Annotated in this window: 16 protein-coding genes; 6 read left to right on the forward strand and 10 right to left on the reverse strand. The window is 54.6% G+C overall.

The genetic code is table 11. From position 1 onward, the window contains the following. Nucleotide 1: 1 nt before the first annotated feature. Nucleotides 2-1,315 carry a glutamate/aspartate:proton symporter GltP gene (gene gltP / locus E3U32_RS00690; RefSeq protein ID WP_024906735.1) on the reverse strand — a complete coding sequence of 438 codons (1,314 nt, stop codon included), beginning with the start codon at nt 1,313-1,315 and terminating at the stop codon, nt 2-4. Between the two features lie 423 nt (nt 1,316-1,738). Here gltP and acs point away from each other — a divergent pair, with 423 nt between their 5' ends. The 3 genes from acs to actP all read left to right on the forward strand — a co-directional run bounded on the left by acs (nt 1,739) and on the right by actP (nt 5,737). Next, nucleotides 1,739-3,697, forward strand: coding sequence for an acetate--CoA ligase (gene acs / locus E3U32_RS00695; RefSeq protein ID WP_134347301.1), 1,959 nt, complete (start codon nt 1,739-1,741; stop codon nt 3,695-3,697). Between the two features lie 79 nt (nt 3,698-3,776). Then, nucleotides 3,777-4,091, forward strand: a complete 315-nt coding sequence (locus E3U32_RS00700) for a DUF485 domain-containing protein (RefSeq protein WP_134347361.1) — start codon at nt 3,777-3,779, stop codon at nt 4,089-4,091. Continuing rightward, nucleotides 4,088-5,737, forward strand: coding sequence for a cation/acetate symporter ActP (actP, locus tag E3U32_RS00705; RefSeq protein ID WP_133550930.1), 1,650 nt, complete (start codon nt 4,088-4,090; stop codon nt 5,735-5,737). The genes E3U32_RS00700 and actP overlap by 4 nt, the downstream gene beginning before the upstream one ends. A gap of 31 nt (nt 5,738-5,768) precedes the next feature. Here actP and E3U32_RS00710 read toward each other — a convergent pair whose 3' ends face one another. Both E3U32_RS00710 and E3U32_RS00715 read right to left on the reverse strand, forming a co-directional pair. After that, complete coding sequence (locus tag E3U32_RS00710) at nt 5,769-6,458, reverse strand: LrgB family protein (protein WP_134347302.1); 690 nt, start codon at nt 6,456-6,458, stop codon at nt 5,769-5,771. Then, entirely contained in the window at nt 6,451-6,861 is a 411-nt protein-coding gene (locus E3U32_RS00715) for a CidA/LrgA family protein (RefSeq protein WP_025757857.1), read from the reverse strand. The genes E3U32_RS00710 and E3U32_RS00715 overlap by 8 nt, the downstream gene beginning before the upstream one ends. Nucleotides 6,862-6,963: 102 nt before the next feature. Between E3U32_RS00715 and E3U32_RS00720 the strand changes: the two genes are divergently transcribed. Continuing rightward, a complete protein-coding gene (locus E3U32_RS00720) occupies nt 6,964-7,851 on the forward strand; it encodes a LysR family transcriptional regulator (RefSeq protein ID WP_134347303.1) in 888 nt (295 codons plus the stop codon). 81 nt (nt 7,852-7,932) lie between these two features. Here E3U32_RS00720 and E3U32_RS00725 read toward each other — a convergent pair whose 3' ends face one another. The 4 genes from E3U32_RS00725 to soxR all read right to left on the reverse strand — a co-directional run bounded on the left by E3U32_RS00725 (nt 7,933) and on the right by soxR (nt 12,879). Continuing rightward, on the reverse strand, nt 7,933-9,579 hold the full coding sequence (locus E3U32_RS00725) for a Na+/H+ antiporter (RefSeq protein WP_023334184.1): 1,647 nt from the start codon (nt 9,577-9,579) through the stop codon (nt 7,933-7,935). A 150-nt stretch (nt 9,580-9,729) separates the two neighbouring features. Then, entirely contained in the window at nt 9,730-11,079 is a 1,350-nt protein-coding gene (ghxP, locus tag E3U32_RS00730) for a guanine/hypoxanthine transporter GhxP (RefSeq protein WP_047345583.1), read from the reverse strand. Between the two features lie 294 nt (nt 11,080-11,373). Beyond that, nucleotides 11,374-12,045, reverse strand: coding sequence for a glutathione S-transferase family protein (locus tag E3U32_RS00735; protein ID WP_134347304.1), 672 nt, complete (start codon nt 12,043-12,045; stop codon nt 11,374-11,376). 375 nt (nt 12,046-12,420) lie between these two features. Continuing rightward, on the reverse strand, nt 12,421-12,879 hold the full coding sequence (gene soxR / locus E3U32_RS00740) for a redox-sensitive transcriptional activator SoxR (RefSeq protein ID WP_023331806.1): 459 nt from the start codon (nt 12,877-12,879) through the stop codon (nt 12,421-12,423). Between the two features lie 98 nt (nt 12,880-12,977). Here soxR and soxS point away from each other — a divergent pair, with 98 nt between their 5' ends. After that, nucleotides 12,978-13,304, forward strand: coding sequence for a superoxide response transcriptional regulator SoxS (gene soxS / locus E3U32_RS00745; RefSeq protein ID WP_013095071.1), 327 nt, complete (start codon nt 12,978-12,980; stop codon nt 13,302-13,304). 6 nt (nt 13,305-13,310) lie between these two features. Here soxS and E3U32_RS00750 read toward each other — a convergent pair whose 3' ends face one another. Together E3U32_RS00750 and E3U32_RS00755 are read right to left on the reverse strand one after the other, a co-directional pair. Further along, the gene (locus E3U32_RS00750; protein WP_134347305.1) at nt 13,311-14,876 is read right to left on the reverse strand and encodes an EAL domain-containing protein; all 1,566 of its coding nucleotides are present in this window, start codon (nt 14,874-14,876) and stop codon (nt 13,311-13,313) included. A 339-nt stretch (nt 14,877-15,215) separates the two neighbouring features. After that, a complete protein-coding gene (locus tag E3U32_RS00755; protein ID WP_134347306.1) occupies nt 15,216-16,619 on the reverse strand; it encodes a GGDEF domain-containing protein in 1,404 nt (467 codons plus the stop codon). A gap of 492 nt (nt 16,620-17,111) precedes the next feature. Here E3U32_RS00755 and E3U32_RS00760 point away from each other — a divergent pair, with 492 nt between their 5' ends. Next, nucleotides 17,112-17,393, forward strand: a complete 282-nt coding sequence (locus E3U32_RS00760) for a YjcB family protein (RefSeq protein ID WP_134347307.1) — start codon at nt 17,112-17,114, stop codon at nt 17,391-17,393. Between the two features lie 62 nt (nt 17,394-17,455). Here E3U32_RS00760 and ssb1 read toward each other — a convergent pair whose 3' ends face one another. Next, nucleotides 17,456-17,983: a single-stranded DNA-binding protein SSB1 gene (gene ssb1, locus E3U32_RS00765; protein WP_047345589.1), complete on the reverse strand. Its 528-nt coding sequence runs from the start codon at nt 17,981-17,983 to the stop codon at nt 17,456-17,458. Nucleotides 17,984-18,108 lie beyond the last annotated feature (125 nt).

Consider the following 18,108-nt stretch of genomic DNA (forward strand, 5'->3'; position numbering starts at 1 on the left):
ATTACTGGTCAGCCGTCTTATCAAAACGACCCAGCACCTCACGTTCATACGCCAGCGCTTTTTTGCGATCGAATTTGTGTTCCCACTTGGCGATAACCAGCACCGCCAGGGCATTCCCCACCACGTTCAGCGCCGTACGCGCCATATCGAGAATACGGTCTACACCGGCGATAAACGCCAGACCTTCCAGTGGAATACCGACGCTACCCAGCGTCGCCAGCAGTACCACGAACGAGACGCCCGGTACGCCTGCGATACCTTTGGACGTCACCATCAGCGTCAGGACCAGCACGATCTCCTGCCACAGTGACAGATCAATGCCGTACAGCTGCGCAATAAAGATAGCAGCGATACTCTGGTACAGCGTCGAACCATCCAGGTTAAAGGAATAGCCGGTGGGCACCACGAAGCTGGTAATAGAAGCAGGCGCGCCGTAGGCCTCCATCTTCTCAATAATGCGCGGCAGCACGCTCTCGGAGCTTGCCGTGGAGTACGCCAGAATCAGTTCATCTTTGAGGATACGGATCAGGATCCAGATGCTCAGCCCACACAGACGCGCCACAATACCCAGCACCACCAGCGCAAAGAACAGGATGGCGAAGTGCACCAGGATCACCAGCTTCGCCAGCGGCCACAGGGAGGCAAAACCGAAGTTGGCCACGGTGACGGCGATAAGCGCAAACACCCCTACCGGTGCGTAACGCATCACCATGTGGGTCACTTTAAACATGGTTTCGGAGATAGAACGGAACACGGTCACCAGCGGTTCGCGGTGTGTCGCGGGCAGCGAAGAGAGTCCCAGACCGAACAGTACCGAGAAGAAGATGATAGGTAACATCTCGCCCTTCGCCATCGAGGCCACGATGTTGGTCGGTACCAGCGAAAGGATTGTGCCCATCAGGCCGTGCGCATGGCTCTGCACGTCAGCGGTCGTACTTTGGTATTTCGAAATATCCACCGTTGCCAGTTGCGACATATCAATCCCGGAACCCGGCTGGAACACGTTCGCCAGCGTGATACCGAGGATGATGGCAACTGTAGTGATCACTTCGAAATAGATAATGGTTTTCGCACCAATACGGCCTAGCTGTTTCGCATCGCCAACGCCCGCAATCCCGACCACCAGCGTCGAGATCACAATCGGCACCACGATCATCTTGATCAGATGAATAAAGATATCTCCTGCCGGTGAGAGCAGGTTTGCAATCAGCCATTCGCGGCTGTCGCTGTGATAGTGGAGGTAACTGCCCAGCAAGATGCCCAGCACAAGGGCGATTAAGATCTGCCAGGCAAGGCTGACTTTAACGTTTTTCATAGAAACTGACTTCCTCAATGAAGCGCCTTATTCACTCAAACTGCATGAATATGGGGACATACTGAAAGGGTATGAATTGTGTTGCGTTGGTTTATGGGATTTTTTAACGCGGCGTATGAGTATCATTTGCGCGACCTGTTGCGCAAGTCTTAAAGAACGACGCGTTTCACTCACAAAAGCGACAATGACGGGAGTTTGTTCTAATTCTCATAAATAACCTTTTGTTATAAAAAAGATTTTTTAAACATAAATGTAAATAATCGTCAGCATAAATTATTTTCCTTCAAAGTTTCATTCGCTCATTTTTCATACTCTTCAAACAATGCGTGATCTGTAGCCCAAATACTAAACAAAGCTTGTAAAGCCCCTACAATTAACGTTTTTGCGACATATTATTAACATCTTACAAGGAGAAAAAAAGCCATGAGCCAAATCCACAAACATGACATTCCCGCAAACATTGCGGACCGTTGCCTGATCACCCCGGAGCAGTACCACGAGAAATATCAGCAATCTATCACTTCCCCGGATACCTTCTGGGGTGAGCAGGGCCATATCCTTGACTGGATCAAACCTTATCAGAAGGTGAAGAACACCTCCTTTGCGCCCGGCAATGTCTCCATTAAATGGTATGAAGATGGCACGCTGAACCTGGCAGCAAACTGCCTTGACCGTCACCTTGCCGATCGCGGGAATGAGACGGCCATCATCTGGGAAGGCGATGATGCCTCGCAGAGCAAACACATTACCTATAAAGAACTGCATCGCGACGTGTGCCGCTTCGCCAACGTCCTGCTGGAAAGAGGCATTAAAAAAGGCGATGTGGTCGCCATCTATATGCCGATGGTGCCGGAAGCAGCGGTTGCCATGCTGGCCTGCGCACGTATCGGCGCGATTCATTCCGTTATTTTCGGTGGGTTCTCCCCAGAAGCGGTTGCTGGCCGTATCGTCGATTCAAGTTCAAAACTGGTGATCACCGCCGATGAAGGCGTGCGCGCAGGGCGCGGTATCCCGCTGAAGAAAAACGTCGACGAAGCGCTGAAAAACCCGAACGTCAAAACGGTCAGCAACGTTATCATCCTTAAGCGTACCGGCGGCAAAATCGACTGGAACGAGGGGCGCGATCTGTGGTGGAGCGACCTGATTGAGAACGCTAGCGACCAGCATCAGCCGGAAGAGATGAACGCGGAAGATCCGCTCTTTATTCTTTACACCTCCGGTTCGACCGGCAAGCCGAAAGGCGTGCTGCACACCACCGGCGGCTATCTGGTCTATGCGGCTACGACCTTCAAATATGTCTTCGACTACCATCCGGGTGACATCTACTGGTGTACCGCCGACGTGGGCTGGGTGACCGGGCACAGCTACCTGCTGTACGGCCCGCTGGCCTGTGGCGCAACAACGCTGATGTTTGAAGGCGTACCAAACTGGCCAACCCCGGCGCGGATGTGTCAGGTGGTCGACAAACATCAGGTCAATATTCTTTACACCGCGCCAACGGCGATCCGCGCATTAATGGCGGAAGGTGATAAAGCCATTCAAGGTACCGACCGCTCTTCGTTGCGCATCCTCGGTTCCGTCGGCGAGCCGATCAACCCGGAAGCCTGGGAATGGTACTGGAAAAAAATCGGTAACGAGAAATGCCCGGTGATGGACACCTGGTGGCAGACCGAAACCGGCGGCTTTATGATTACCCCCATGCCGGGTGCGACGCAGCTGAAAGCAGGTTCTGCCACCCGTCCATTCTTCGGCGTACAGCCTGCGCTGGTGGATAACGAAGGCAATCCGCTGGAAGGGGCCACCGAAGGCAACCTGGTGATCACAGACTCCTGGCCGGGTCAGGCGCGAACCCTGTTCGGTGACCACGATCGCTTCGAGCAGACCTACTTCTCGACTTTTAAAAACATGTACTTCAGCGGCGATGGCGCGCGTCGTGACGAAGATGGTTATTACTGGATAACCGGACGTGTGGACGACGTACTGAACGTCTCCGGCCACCGTCTGGGTACCGCTGAGATTGAATCAGCCCTGGTGTCGCATCCGAAGATTGCCGAAGCCGCCGTTGTCGGTATTCCGCACAACATCAAAGGCCAGGCGATTTACGCGTACGTCACCCTGAACCACGGTGAAGAACCGTCACCAGAGCTGTATACCGAAGTGCGCAACTGGGTCCGCAAAGAGATTGGCCCGCTTGCCACGCCGGACGTGCTGCACTGGACCGATTCGCTGCCGAAAACCCGCTCCGGTAAAATCATGCGTCGTATTTTGCGCAAAATCGCGGCCGGGGACACCAGCAATCTCGGTGATACCTCAACGCTCGCGGATCCTGGCGTGGTGGAAAAACTGCTCGAAGAGAAGCAGGCCATCGCAATGCCATCGTAACCTCCTCACCCTAACCCTCTCCCTCAAGGGAGAGGGAATAATAAAACCTCCCCTACCCATACTTCTGGAGAACTCTGTGATGAATAACGATATTTGTCAGCAGATAGAGAATAGTGCGCACTACAGGGAGCTCGTCGATAAGCGGCAACGGTTTGCCTTCATCCTTTCCATCATCATGCTGGTTATCTACGTCGGCTTTATTATGCTGATCGCCTTTGCTCCACACTGGCTGGGCACCCCGCTGCACGAGGGGACCAGCGTGACGCGCGGCATTCCGATTGGCATTGGCGTGATTGTGATTTCATTCTTGCTGACCGGCGTCTACGTCTGGCGCGCGAACGGTGAATTTGATCGTCTTAACAGAGAAGTCCTGCGCGAGGTAAAAGCATCATGAAGCGAGTTCTGACGGCGCTCGCCGCCACACTTCCCTTTGCCGCCCACGCGGCAGATGCCATTACCGGCGAGGTACAGCGCCAGCCAACCAACTGGCAGGCAATTGTGATGTTCCTGATTTTCGTCCTGCTGACGCTGTACATCACGTACTGGGCGTCGAAACGCGTGCGCTCCCGTAACGATTACTACACCGCAGGCGGCAACATTACCGGTTTCCAGAACGGGCTGGCGATTGCGGGTGACTTTATGTCCGCCGCCTCGTTCCTCGGGATTTCTGCGCTGGTGTACACCTCCGGCTATGACGGCCTGATTTACTCCCTCGGCTTCCTCGTCGGCTGGCCGATCATTCTGTTCCTGATTGCTGAGCGCTTGCGCAACCTGGGACGCTATACCTTCGCAGACGTGGCCTCGTACCGTCTGAAGCAGGGGCCGATTCGTACCCTCTCCGCCTGCGGTTCGCTGGTGGTGGTGGCGCTGTACCTGATTGCGCAGATGGTCGGCGCGGGTAAATTGATCCAGCTGCTGTTCGGCCTGAATTACCACATCGCGGTAGTGCTGGTTGGCGTGCTGATGGTGATGTACGTCCTGTTCGGCGGCATGCTGGCGACCACTTGGGTGCAGATCATCAAAGCCGTTCTGCTGCTGTTCGGCGCAAGCTTTATGGCCTTTATGGTAATGAAGCACGTCGGGTTCAGCTTCAATAACCTGTTTACTGAAGCGATGGCGGTCCACCCGAAAGGGGAAGCGATCATGAGCCCGGGCGGGCTGGTGAAAGATCCGATATCCGCACTCTCGCTCGGCCTGGGTCTGATGTTCGGTACCGCAGGTCTGCCTCACATTCTGATGCGTTTCTTCACCGTGAGCGACGCGCGTGAAGCGCGTAAAAGCGTCTTCTACGCCACCGGTTTTATGGGTTACTTCTACATCCTGACCTTTATCATCGGCTTTGGCGCCATCATGCTGGTGGGGGCGAATCCGGCGTTTAAAGACGCGGCAGGCGCGCTGATTGGCGGTAACAACATGGCGGCGGTGCACCTGGCTGATGCAGTGGGCGGTAATCTCTTCCTCGGCTTTATCTCTGCCGTGGCTTTCGCCACCATTCTCGCGGTGGTTGCAGGGCTGACGCTGGCCGGCGCTTCTGCGGTGTCGCACGACCTCTACGCCAACGTGATCCGTAAAGGGGCAAGCGAACGTGATGAGCTCAAAGTCTCTAAAATCACCGTACTGGTGCTGGGCGTGGTCGCCATTCTGCTGGGCATCCTGTTCGAGAAACAGAACATCGCCTTTATGGTGGGGCTGGCCTTCTCGATTGCTGCAAGCTGCAACTTCCCGATCATCCTGCTCTCCATGTACTGGTCAAAACTGACCACCCGTGGGGCGATGATTGGCGGCTGGCTGGGGCTGCTGACAGCGGTGATCCTGATGGTTCTGGGCCCGACCATCTGGGTGCAGATCCTCGGTCACGCCAGCGCCATCTTCCCGTATGAATACCCGGCGCTGTTCTCTATCGCCGTGGCATTTATCGGTATCTGGTTCTTCTCTGCCACCGACAACTCGCCGGAGGGTAACCTGGAGCGCGAGAAATTCCGCGCCCAGTTTATCCGTTCACAAACCGGTCTCGGCGTTGAGCAGGGCCGCGCGCACTAAGCTCTTCTCCCCGGTCACTTGACCGGGGAATTTAAAACATCACCCACGCCACCAGCGGTGCAATCAGCACCATCACCACGCCTGAGAGCATCATCACCAGGCTCGCAACAACGCCCTCCTGCTGACCCAGTTCATACGAGCGTGCCGTGCCCGCGCCGTGTGAAGCCGCACCAAACCCCGCGCCTTTCGCCATCCCTTCCCGAATAGAAAGCCGCAGAAACAGCATATCGCCGACCGCCATCCCAAAGACGCCCGTCACCACCACAAACAGCGCCACCAGATCCGGCTGCCCGCCAAGCGGTTTCGCGGCGGCCAGCGCAAACGGCGTGGTCACCGAACGCACGGCCAGGCTGCGCTGAATTTCATCGGGCAGCGTAAACAGCCGCGCCAGCCAGACCGAGCTACAGACCGCCACCACCGTGGCGGTGAGCACGCCTGCGCTGAGCGACATCCAGTGGCGCTTGATAATCGCCAGATTGTCGTAAACGGGAACGGCAAAGGCGATGGTCGCCGGGCCGAGCAGCCACAACAGCCAGTGGGATTCACCAATGTAGTTCTGCCAGGAGATATGGCCGAAGACCAGCATCAGCACCAGCAGAATCGGCGTGAAGACCAGCGGCATCAGCGGCAGGGCATGAAAACGGCGATACAGCCGCTTGTTGGCGAAGTAGATCCCCAGCGTCGCAATCAGGCACAGGACGCTTATCTGAAAGTTAGTCATGCTTGTGCCTGCGGATTTCAAACCGATAGACTTTGTCCACCACCCAGGCAGTCGCCCCCAGTACCATCAACGTACTCAGCGCGATGACCGCAAAGATCCGCCAGCCGTCCACCATCAGCAGTTGCGCATAGTTCACCACCGCCACCACGGCAGGAACAAAGAACAGCAGCATCTCTGCCAGCAGCCAGCGTGCGCCGGCGCGCACCCAGTTAAGGGGGATCACGCGACAGAGGATGAGCGTCAGCATCAGCAGCATCCCCACCAGGTTGGCGGGCAGCGGCAGATGGAGCCAGCCGACAAGATATTCAGCAAAAACAAACAGTCCCGCGTAGAGCAGTACCTGAACCGGTACCTGGAGTCGCTGTACAACGGCTGGCGTAACACGGCTTAACGCCACGGCCATGGGGGTTTTCCTCAAAAATGAGACGAGGCGCCAGTATAGTGAGCGCACGGAGTGGACTGAAATGAATTAAAATCATCAAAGGTATAGTTTCGAGGAATAATCATGGACATAAGAACGCTGCGCTATTTTGTCGAAGTGGTTCGCCAGCAGAGTTTTACCCGCGCAGCGGAGAAGTTGTTTGTTACCCAGCCCACCATCAGCAAGATGCTGAAAAACCTCGAAGATGAACTGAACTGTACCCTGCTGCTCCGCGACGGGCGCAAGCTGTTGCTGACCGACACCGGACGCGTGGTGTTCGAACGCGGGCTGGCGATTCTGGCAGAGTTCCGCCAGCTGGAAGCTGAGCTGGATGATATCAATCATCTGACCAAAGGAGTGCTTCGCCTCGGCATTCCACCGATGGTGGGGATGATGATGGCCGGGCCGATTAGCCTGTTTCGCCAGCGCTATCCCGGCGTTGAGCTGAAAATTTCGGAGTTTGGTGGGTTAACCGTCCAGCAGGCCGTCACTAACGGCGAGCTCGACGTCGCCATGACCGCCCTCCCCGTTGAGGAAGAGAGCGGTCTGGCGACGCTTCCTCTCTTTAGCCACCCGCTGTGCGTGCTGGTTCCCCGCTCCGGCGACTGGCTGAAGAGAGACTCGGTGAAACCTGAATTACTTGGCGAGCACCCTCTGCTGATCTACAACGAAGATTTCGCCCTCAGCCGCCAGCTGATGACGCTGTTTAATCAACATAACGTGAAGCCGCGCATTGCGGTGCGCAGCGGTCAGTGGGATTTCCTGGCGGCGATGGTGCAGGCCGGCGTGGGGATTGCCATCCTGCCGCAGCCGATTTGCGAGCGTCTGGATAAAAATACGCTGCGCTGGATCCCGCTGGAGAGCAAGTTGCACTGGCAGCTGGGGATGATCTGGCGCGAAGGGGTGTATTTGTCGCACAGCGCCCAGGCGTGGCTGGAGTGCTGTGAGGGGTTTTGGGTGCGGTCTGAATAGTGCCGGGCGGCGGCTTCGCCTGACCCGGCCTACGGTTCGAACGTAGGCCCGGTAAGCGTAGCGCCACCGGGCAAAAGCGCGTTACTGATTCTCTATCAACAACGCTTCCAGCAGATCCAGATCGTGCAGCAGCTTTTGCAGCGTCTCGTTGCTGATCTGCCGCGTAGCGCGCAGGTGGTACAGCTCGGCACGCTCTGAGCGCAGCGCCGCCAGACGGAATCGACGCTCCAGGTTCTCCTCCTGCAACGAGCTTTCCACATCGTTACGCCCATCGGCACGGCGACGCAGGTTACCAATCACGCGGGAACTGACCTCTGTCAGCAGCTGATTATCGATGTTCTCTTCCGCATCCGCGGCCAGGCGCTCTTCCATTTTCTGGATAGCGACAATCGCCACTTCGGCGGTGGCCGCACGCGCAATTCGCTCCTCTTTGTGCTGCTGGGTCGAATCACCCGCGTCGATATGCTGCAGCAAAATCGGCAGCATAATCACGCCGACAAACAGGGAGAACAGAATCACGCCCGCCGCCAGGAACACCAGCTCGTAGCGCGCCGGGAAGACATCGCCCGTAGGCAGCAGCAGTGGAATAGAGAGCACACCGGCAAGGGTGATCGCCCCGCGTACGCCAGCAAAGGAGGCAATCAGCAGCTCACGCGTTGTCCACGAGCCGAACTCCATCGGCTTTTTCTTCAGGAAGCGTACGCTGAAGTTTTTCATCGTCCACAGCCAGCCGAAACGCACCAGCATCAGCGCCAGGTAGATCAGCACGACGTCGGTAAACAGCATCCAGACCTCAACGTTCGGGTCGGCTTCGGCCGCCACCAGCGAGGATTCCATAATGCCCGGCAGCTGCAGGCCCAACAGCAGAAATACCATGCCGTTAAACACGAATTCGAGCATCGCCCAGGTACTGTTGGCGCGCAGGCGCATCGCCAGCGGCGCGCGGCGCATCACGCCGGAGCGGGTGATGGTCATCCCTGCCGCCACCGCCGCCAGAATGCCCGACACGCCGATGTGTTCAGCAATCAGGTAGGAAGCAAACGGCAGCAGGAACAGCAATACGATCTGCGTCGCGGGTTCATCACCGCCCCAGCGGCTGAGGAAGCGCAGCGAGCGGCCGTACAGCCAGCTCACCACGAAGCCCGCCAGGATACCGCCAATGGCCACCTTAAAGAACTCCAGGGTCGCGCCGCCGACGGTAAAGACCATCGTGCCCATCGCAACGGCCACGGCAAATTTCAGGGCGACCAGGCCGGAGGCGTCATTCATCAGCGCCTCCCCCTGTAAAATCCCCATAATTTTCTTCGGAATACGGCCTTCACCCACAATGCCGGAAAGCGCCACGGCATCGGTTGGCGACAGCACGGCGGCCAGCGCAAAAGCCGGAATTAACGGGATGCCTGGTACGGCCCAGTAGATGAGAAAACCAATCCCGACCACGGTGACCACCACCAGCGCCAGCGCCAGGCCGAAGATCTCTCGCCCGTGCTCAAGGAATTCGCGCGTGGGCGTTTTCCAGCCATCGGCAAACAGCAGTGGCGGGATAAACAGCACGAGGAACAGTTCCGGGTCGAACTCAACGTGCAGGCCAAACGTCGGCCACGCCAGCAGCGCGCCGATGGCAATTTGCATTAATGGCAGGGGGACCTGAAAGGGCAGTACGCGTGTAACCACCCCGGATAGCGAGACCACAAGGGTCATGATGAGTATTGTGAAGAAGATTTCCATGCGTTCCCTGTTTGCTGTGTTGCTTATGTACTACGGAAGGCGTCGTGCCTTTCATTCTATCTTCCCCAGAGTAACGTAAAAGGCAACAGGATGAGTCCTGAAAATAAAAACGGGCGGCCTGAGCCACCCGTTTTCGCATCAAAGGACAACTTAGATTGCCCAGCCGCCCGCGTAGAATGCCACCAGCGCAACAGCGATGACCACGGTGCCGACGTTCAGCTTGCGCCATTCACCGGAGACCAGACGACCAATCACCAGCGACGCGAAACCGATCATAATGCCGGTAACAATGTTACAGGTCAGCACGATAAAGACCGCGGTAATCAGGCCAGACATGGCGTCCACGAAATCCGCAAAGTCGATTTTCGCCACGTTGCTCAGCATCAGCAGACCAACATACATCAGCGCTGGTGCGGTCGCGTACGCCGGAACCAGATAGGAGAGCGGAGAGAGGAACAGGATCAGCATGAACAGCACGCCGACGGTGATCGCCGTCAGGCCGGTTTTACCGCCCGCCGCCGTACCCGCTGCGGACTCGATGTACACTGCCGCAGGTGCCGCGCCCACCAGGCCAGAGAAGACGCTGCTCAGGGAGTCGGTGGTCAGCGCTTTGCCGCCATCAATAATCTGACCGTCTTTATCCAGCAGGTTTGCCTGGCCCGCGACGGCACGAATGGTACCGGTCGCGTCAAATACGGCGGTCATCACCAGCGCCAGCACGCTTGGCAGGATCACCGGATTCAGCGCGCCGACGATATCCAGGCTGCCAATCAGGGAGTTGCCTTTGTCATCGCTCAGCGACGGCATAGCGAAAATACCGGAGAAGTGGACGTTCGGATCGAAAATCAGGCCGACAATGGAAACGCCGATAATCGTCAGCAGAATGCCGCCCGGGACTTTCAGTTTTTCCAGACCGATAATCACCGCCAGACCGATAAGCGACATAATCACCGGGAAGCTGGCGAAATGACCCAGCGCCACCGGCAGACCCTCCAGCGGGTTCTTGATAACCAGACCGACGCCGTTAGCGGCGATCAGCAACAGGAACAGGCCGATGCCGATACCGGTACCGTGCGCCACGCCCTGCGGCAGGTTGCGCAAAATCCAGCTACGGATGCCGGTTGCTGAAATAACGGTAAACAGCACGCCCATCAGGAATACGGCGCCCAGCGCAACCGGTACGCTAATGTGCTGGCCCAGCACCAGGCTGAACGCGGTGAAAGCGGTCAGAGAGATAGCGCAACCAATCGCCAGCGGCAGGTTCGCCCACAGGCCCATCACGATAGAGCCCACGCCGGCCACAAGGCAGGTCGCCACAAAGACAGCCGCTGGCGGGAAGCCCGCTTTGCCCAGCATGCCCGGCACAACGATGACGGAGTAAACCATCGCCAGAAACGTTGTCAAACCGGCAACGATTTCCTGGCGCACGGTGCTGCCGCGAGCCGAAATTTTAAACATGGCGTCAAGTGAACCGCCAGTACGCGCAGATGGCGTAGACATAGAAAACATCCCCTGAGAGTTTTTTAGGAAGCCCGTAAGCGAGGTGGAGACGCCACTGCCAGCTAAACGTCAAATCCTTGTGTTGCGTTTGCGACGAAAGGGCGTCACAAAAAAAGCAAACGTTTAGCTCCGCGCTTACAAACGGGTGGTCAAATTAAGGCAAACGATTATCTAGCCTAATCCCCGCCCTTTTCAACTGAACTTTCTCGTTTTTCGCTAAAATTCACTTATGACGCTGAAGAAATAAACAGAGGATGCGCAAACGTTATCGTCTATGCGCAATTTGTTTACATTTCAATCCTCACCCGGGATAGATAACGGGCCACATTGTTGCAGCGTTTTTTGCCAGCCGGGGCTGTTCTCGACCTTTGTCTTCCATGCCTGAATATGCGGCAGATTAGGAATACCGCCGCGTGCCAGCAGGGCAAAGATCGGGAAACTCATCTGAATGTCGGCCATGCTGAGCGTATCCCCGGCAAACCAGCTGTTTGCAGCAAGATGTGACTCAATAAAGCGCGCATGGGTTTCCAGCTGACGGTTGAGATACGCTTTCTGCACCCCCTGACCCAGCGCTTTGCCCAGGGTTCTGATACCAAACGGCACGGGCGGCTTGCCGAGGCTGTTGAAGACCAGCTTCATTAACAGCAGCGGCATCAGCGATCCTTCAGCGTAATGCAGCCAGAAGCGGTATTGCACCTTATGCGCCGGATCTAAAGGCTTAAGCCGCGACTCGGGATCGTACGTTTCCTGCAGGTACTCCAGAATGGCGCCTGACTCCGCAAGGATCAGTCCGTTATCTTCAATGACCGGTGATTTGCCCAACGGATGCACCCTTTTGAGGGACTCCGGTGCCAGCATGTTCTTTTCGCGTTGGTAGTGAACGATCTCATACGGCAGAGCGAGTTCTTCCAGCGCCCAGATCACGCGGTGCGAGCGCGACTGGTTAAGGTGGTGTACCGTGAGCATGGTTTTCTCCTGTTATTCATACTTTTTAACTATAGAAAATCGAACAACACCGCGAAAAAAATTCGTCTAAAAAACGGTCAACGCGGCTGGCGAAAAAACGGGTCTTGCATAGAATTAAAGTGTCAGCACAATCCGGAACCTCCCCAACCCGCTCGACACGAGGGGTGCTGACGTCGGGGGAAACCCTCCCGTGAACCAGCGGGATAGAGTGAAAGACAAAGACCGGGAAAAACTAAAGCGCCCTTATGTGGCGCTTTAGTTCTTTATATATGCGGGGTTTTGCCGGGTGGCGGCTGCGCCTTACCCGGCCTACATTTGACGGTTTGGTAGGCCGGGTAAGCGAAGCGCCACCCGGCGAATGGGCTACACGCACGCTCAATCCTCTTCCAGCAACCGCGCCCCTGTCCCCTGCTCGCCCAGCCGGTCTCCCGGGTTACGCAGCGGACAATCGCTACGAGACAAACAGCCGCAGCCAATGCAGCCATCCAGCTCGTCACGCAGTGCGACCAGCGTATGGATACGCCTGTCCAGTTCTTCACGCCACTGGGATGAGAGCTCCTTCCACTCTTTCGGGCTCAGCGTATGCCCTTCCGGCAGCACGCCAAAGGCTTCGCCAATGGTGGCCAGGGGAATTCCGATTCGTTGCGCAATTTTAATAATCGCCACGTAGCGGAGCACGTCGCGGGTATAGCGACGCTGGTTTCCCCCGTTACGGATACTCTTGATTAACCCTTTGCTTTCATAGAAGTGGAGCGCCGATACGGCAACGCCGCTTCGCTTTGCCACTTCACCAGGGGTTAATAGCGCTTTAATTCGCGGCAATCTCTTTTCCATAAAACCTCTTTACCTCAAGTTAACTTGAGGAATTATACTCCCCCGCAGAGAAAACGACGAATTAACCGAGATAGTTGTATCTACAGAGGGGCAACCTTATGTCGCATCAGCAGATTATTCAGACACTTATTGAATGGATTGATGAACATATCGACCAACCGTTGAACATTGATGTGGTCGCGAAAAAGTCGGGCTATTCGAAATGGTATTTACAGAGAATGTTCCGTACGGTTATGCATCAGACGCTGGGGGAGTACATTCGTCAGCGCAGGCTGCTGCTGGCGGCGCAGGCGTTACGCTCAACGCAGCGGCCGATTTTTGATATCGCGATGGATCTTGGCTACGTGTCGCAACAGACCTTTTCCCGCGTGTTTCGCCGCGAGTTTGACCGCACGCCGAGCGATTATCGCCACCAGTTGAATTAATGATTCTCAGTGCAAAGGTTGCTGCTGCCAGGTCATAAATTCCTGCGGCGGCATCGCTTTCGCGAAGTGCCATCCCTGACAATACTGAACGCCGCGCTTCAACAGCCAGCTCACCTGCTCTGCCGTCTCTACCCCTTCCGCAATGGTTTTAAGCCGCAGGCTTTGGGCCATCTCGATAATATGCTCGGCGATAAGGTGGCTGGTACTGTTGGTCGTTAAGGTATCGATAAACGATTTATCGATTTTCAGAATATCCACGTTCAGCGAGTAGAGGTTGTGTAGGTTCGAGTAACCGGTACCGAAGTCATCGATCGCGACTTCATAACCCGCCTGACGGAAAGCCTGAATCACTGGCGTGGTTTTTGGCACATCGATAAAACCGCGTTCCGTCACTTCAATTTTGATTTGCTGCGCGCGGACGGCATAGTGGCGGGCCTTGTCAGAAATCATGGAGATCAACCGCGAGGAGTGGAAATCCGTGGCCGACAGGTTAATCGAAATATAGAGATGCGGATGCTCGGCCAGGAAATGGCCCAGATCGCTGAACATCTCCTCTACGACATAGTCCGTAATCCGCTCGCTCATGCCCTCTTTTTCCGCCAGCGGAATAAACTCAGCCGGGCTCATCACCTGCCCGTTAAAACCAGGCCAGCGTAACAATGCCTCCGCGCCCACACACTGATTATTCTTGATATCAATAATCGGCTGGTAGTGCACGCAAAGCTGACGTTTGTTCAACGCCCGGTGCAACAAGCGACCTGGCGAATTAAGCTCACGATGGGTACGGGACCATACCAGCAAAATAATAATACTGCAGATCATACCCAGCGGCAGCGTCAAGGTCGCCTGATGATAAAGCGTTTCATAAAAGCGTTTATTTGATGTCGACACAATAGCCGCAATAGGTCTTTTGACCGATTTTACGACCGTATAAAAGCGGTTATCTTTTTGAAATACCGATTCCTTATCTCGAATCATCGAATTTAATAAAGAAATATTGGCTTTCGGGCTGACGGAAAAGAACGCATTGGTTACCGTGTCGTACACTCCCCACGAGAGAGAATGATCCGCGGACATGACTTCGCTGTATGACAGCGGATTGACGACCACCACATAATTTCCGCGCTGCATATATGTCATTTTATAGCCAGTATAAAATGGGGTATCGCGATAATAATAGATTGCGACGTCAGGTTTACGCGTGTAATTAGCAACGGGAATGGCGTAGGGTTGATCCGGCGTAAAAATGGTCGAACAAAGAAAATTCTGACCTTCTGCATAAATTAAATCGGCAACAAACAGTCGGCCACGAACAACGTTCAACATATATTGACGGTGTCCCGGCGTACAACGTTCACCCTGATATTTTTCAGCCTCGTCGCGGGCCAGATCAACCTGCTGAATAACCAGCTCGGTCTTGTCTAAAGCCAGTTCAGCAAATGTGCGTAGCTGGGCGCTTGTTTCAGATACGGCTCTAAGCTGGGCAAACCATAGCGCAAGCATCACCGGCAGCATAACTACCATGATGATCCCTACCACCCTGAGCATCTTGCGCCGCGCGCTACGATTCATTTCCCGCCCTATATCCCTGCATGTTGTACGCCTGTAGTAATGAAGGCCGGATGCTTTGTTAAACAGGTGATTACGTTGCATGAATCATGCGAAGTTAGCAACTGACTTTTAGTATTAAAAATCTTAAATTTCGTTATGACGATAATATTTTCCCGTAAGTTAAACTGTAAGTATTCGTGCCGTTTCAATTAAGGAAAATAATTATCCAGCCCGCAAGGGCGGTGGGAAGATAACACAACAGACGATTGTTGATTAAGCCAAACTTGTGGCAGCGCGAAAAAAGCACAACCTTACTATGACATTTCACGCTATTTGTTCGGGCGTATTTTGTTCGCTGATTTATAAATAATCAGCCGCCACTACCGTTTTTCCTCGCCCCGTCTGCTTGGCCTCATATAATGCTTTATCGGCACGCCTCAGTAAGGCTGAAGTATCCTGCTGTTCTCCGCAGACTTCCACGACCCCTGCGCTAAACGACAGCGACAGTTTTCTCTCATCCACTATCAGCGGATTGGTTTCCAGAACGGTGCGCAACCTGGCGGACAGCTGTGCTGCGCCCTTGCCGTCAGTTTGCGCCAGCAGGAGCAAAAACTCTTCGCCTCCCACGCGCCCTAACGCTGAGTCTGAAGGGACTAATTCGCGCACAGAATTACAAAAATGAAGCAGCGCTGCATCGCCCACCGGGTGTCCCCATTCATCGTTGATCTGTTTGAAAAAATCCAGATCGAACATCAGGATACAAAAATGGCTGTTAACCTCCTGCCTGGCATTGGCCTCCAGCGCGAGTTCCAGCTGCTGCAAAATCGCCGAACGGTTATAGCAGCCGGTAAGATCGTCTGTGGTGGCTTTTACCTCCAGCTGCTGTTCGGCTTTTTTCCGCTCGGTAATATCCAGCCCAATATTGAGGATAGAGTTGTCTGGCAACAGAATGTTTGACCACAGTACCGTCAACGGGGTGCCGTCTTTACGTAGCGGATGCCACTCATACATATCCTTAAGCGGTGAGACATTGACCGACTCCCTAACCCGCCGCCGCTCTTCGGGGTCGGGGTAAAACAGCGAAAGCGGATCGGCATGCTCAGCGATCTCCGCCATCGTCCAGCCGAATACTTTTTCACATTCGGCATTCCACAGCACGCAGCGGTTGAATTTGTCGAAAGAGTTCATTAAAACCGGGGCACGTTCAAACAGAGTCTTATATTGCGTCACGACACGCTTCATTTCCTGCGCGGTTTTCTCACGGGCAATAATTTCCGCAAAGTAGTCTTTTAATTTTTCCACCAGCACCACGACGATATTTTTCAGAATCGGCAGCGAATAAAGTCTTTCATTAAACGCTAAAAAGAAATAGCCGCTACAGTGCCAGTTATGGGTTGAAAGCTTGCACAGCACACCGCTTTGCAGTTGCGCATAGCCGGGGTGCTGATGAGGAAATAACGCGCGGCCAATATTCTCTTTCCAGTAGACAACCCGCCACGATCGAGGGTGCCGCTGGAGCAGGGTATCCGCAAGGAAATCAGCCACCTCGAAGGGATGGCAGGTCATCTCTCCGGCACAGACCACGCGCTGCAGCCCGTCATCACCGTTAACACTCACCCAGGCAAGACTTGCTCCCAGGGCCCGGCTGATGGTCTCCAGCATATCGGCCAGAGAACATTGAGCATGAAGCTGGGGCATCAGTTTTGCCAGCGCATGCAACGCCTGCATGCTGTCATTAACAATCTCACGTCGGTTTTCTTTCATTTTTTTCGCTGATTATCAGGCGATAAACCGGACGCAACTTTCTTCAGATTCGAAAAATCGTCAAAACAACGCGGCAGGCTGAGTTTCAGCGCGGCGAATTAAAAACAACGTTGTGTGTAATTAAAAACGTACGAATAAACAAAAAAGCAATAAAATTCAAAAACCTGAAATATAAGCTGCGAGTAAAATTAATTATCCACTCAAGCATAAGCCATAGGAATATTACTGTAAACGTTGTACATAACACCCGCTTTTGCATCAGTTTTGCTATCCCAATGAATTCTTTATAAAGAGTCCGGAAAAAGGGAGCTTAGCCTGCAAAGATATATTTTTTCACAGACGCGCACTGACAATGGGTAGCGATAACTCCCCCCGCTTTTCATCAGTCCGGCACTGGCGAATAAAACAGCGATCGTGATATAGTTCACAAATCTTATGTAACGAAAAAATTCCGTTTCATTCAGTTCGTCTGTTTTGTAGAGGATGGGTTCTATGGCAACCATTACTACCAGCATGGTTCTCCTGCGCTGGCCTTTGTTGAGTGCGGTACTGATGTTTTTAGCCAGCACGCTTAACATTCAGTTTCGTAAATCTGACTACGCGGCTCTTGCTGTCATCAGCACGCTGTTGGGGCTGGGTGCAGCCTGCTGGTTTGCCACGGGTCTGCTTGGCATTACCCTGCTGGATATGGCCGCCGTCTGGGAAAATATCAAAGTGGTAATGGTTGAGGCGATGAGCCATACGCCGCCGGACTGGCCGATGGTCATTACCTGATCCCTTATCGAATAAAAAAACCCAGACAATGGTCTGGGTTTTTTGTTTTTACGCGCTGGAAATCAGAACGGAATGTCGTCGTCGAAATCCATTGGCGGTTCGTTAGACGGCGCCGGCGCAGACTGCTGCTGTGGACGAGACTGTGCACCGCCGCTGAACTGGTTGCCGCCCTGTGGCTGCTGAGGCTGACCCCAACCGCCCTGCTGCTGGCCGCCACCTGCTGGTGCCGCGCCACCGCCCTGACGGCCACCCAGCATCTGCATGGTGCCACCGACGTTAACCACAACTTCAGTGGTGTACTTCTCAGCGCCGGACTGATCGGTCCATTTGCGGGTACGCAGCTGACCTTCGATATACACCTGAGAACCTTTACGCAGATACTCACCGGCCACTTCTGCCAGTTTGCCAAACAGCACAACGCGGTGCCATTCGGTCTGCTCTTTCATCTCACCGGTCGCTTTATCACGCCAGGATTCGGAAGTAGCCAGCGTAATGTTGGCAACTGCGCCACCACTCGGCATGTAGCGTACTTCCGGGTCCTGGCCCAGATTACCGACGAGAATCACCTTGTTTACGCCTCTGCTGGCCATGTTCGTGTCTCCTGAATACGTTTCTTAATAGTGTAAACGCGCGAGTGTACCATTTCCACGCGTCAATTTGCATAGTTGCGTAGCAGGTTCAGAAATCTCCCGCGAACTCGACATTGTTACACAGC

The organism is Lelliottia nimipressuralis (assembly GCF_004402045.1).
Classification (GTDB): Bacteria; Pseudomonadota; Gammaproteobacteria; order Enterobacterales; family Enterobacteriaceae; genus Enterobacter; species Enterobacter chinensis.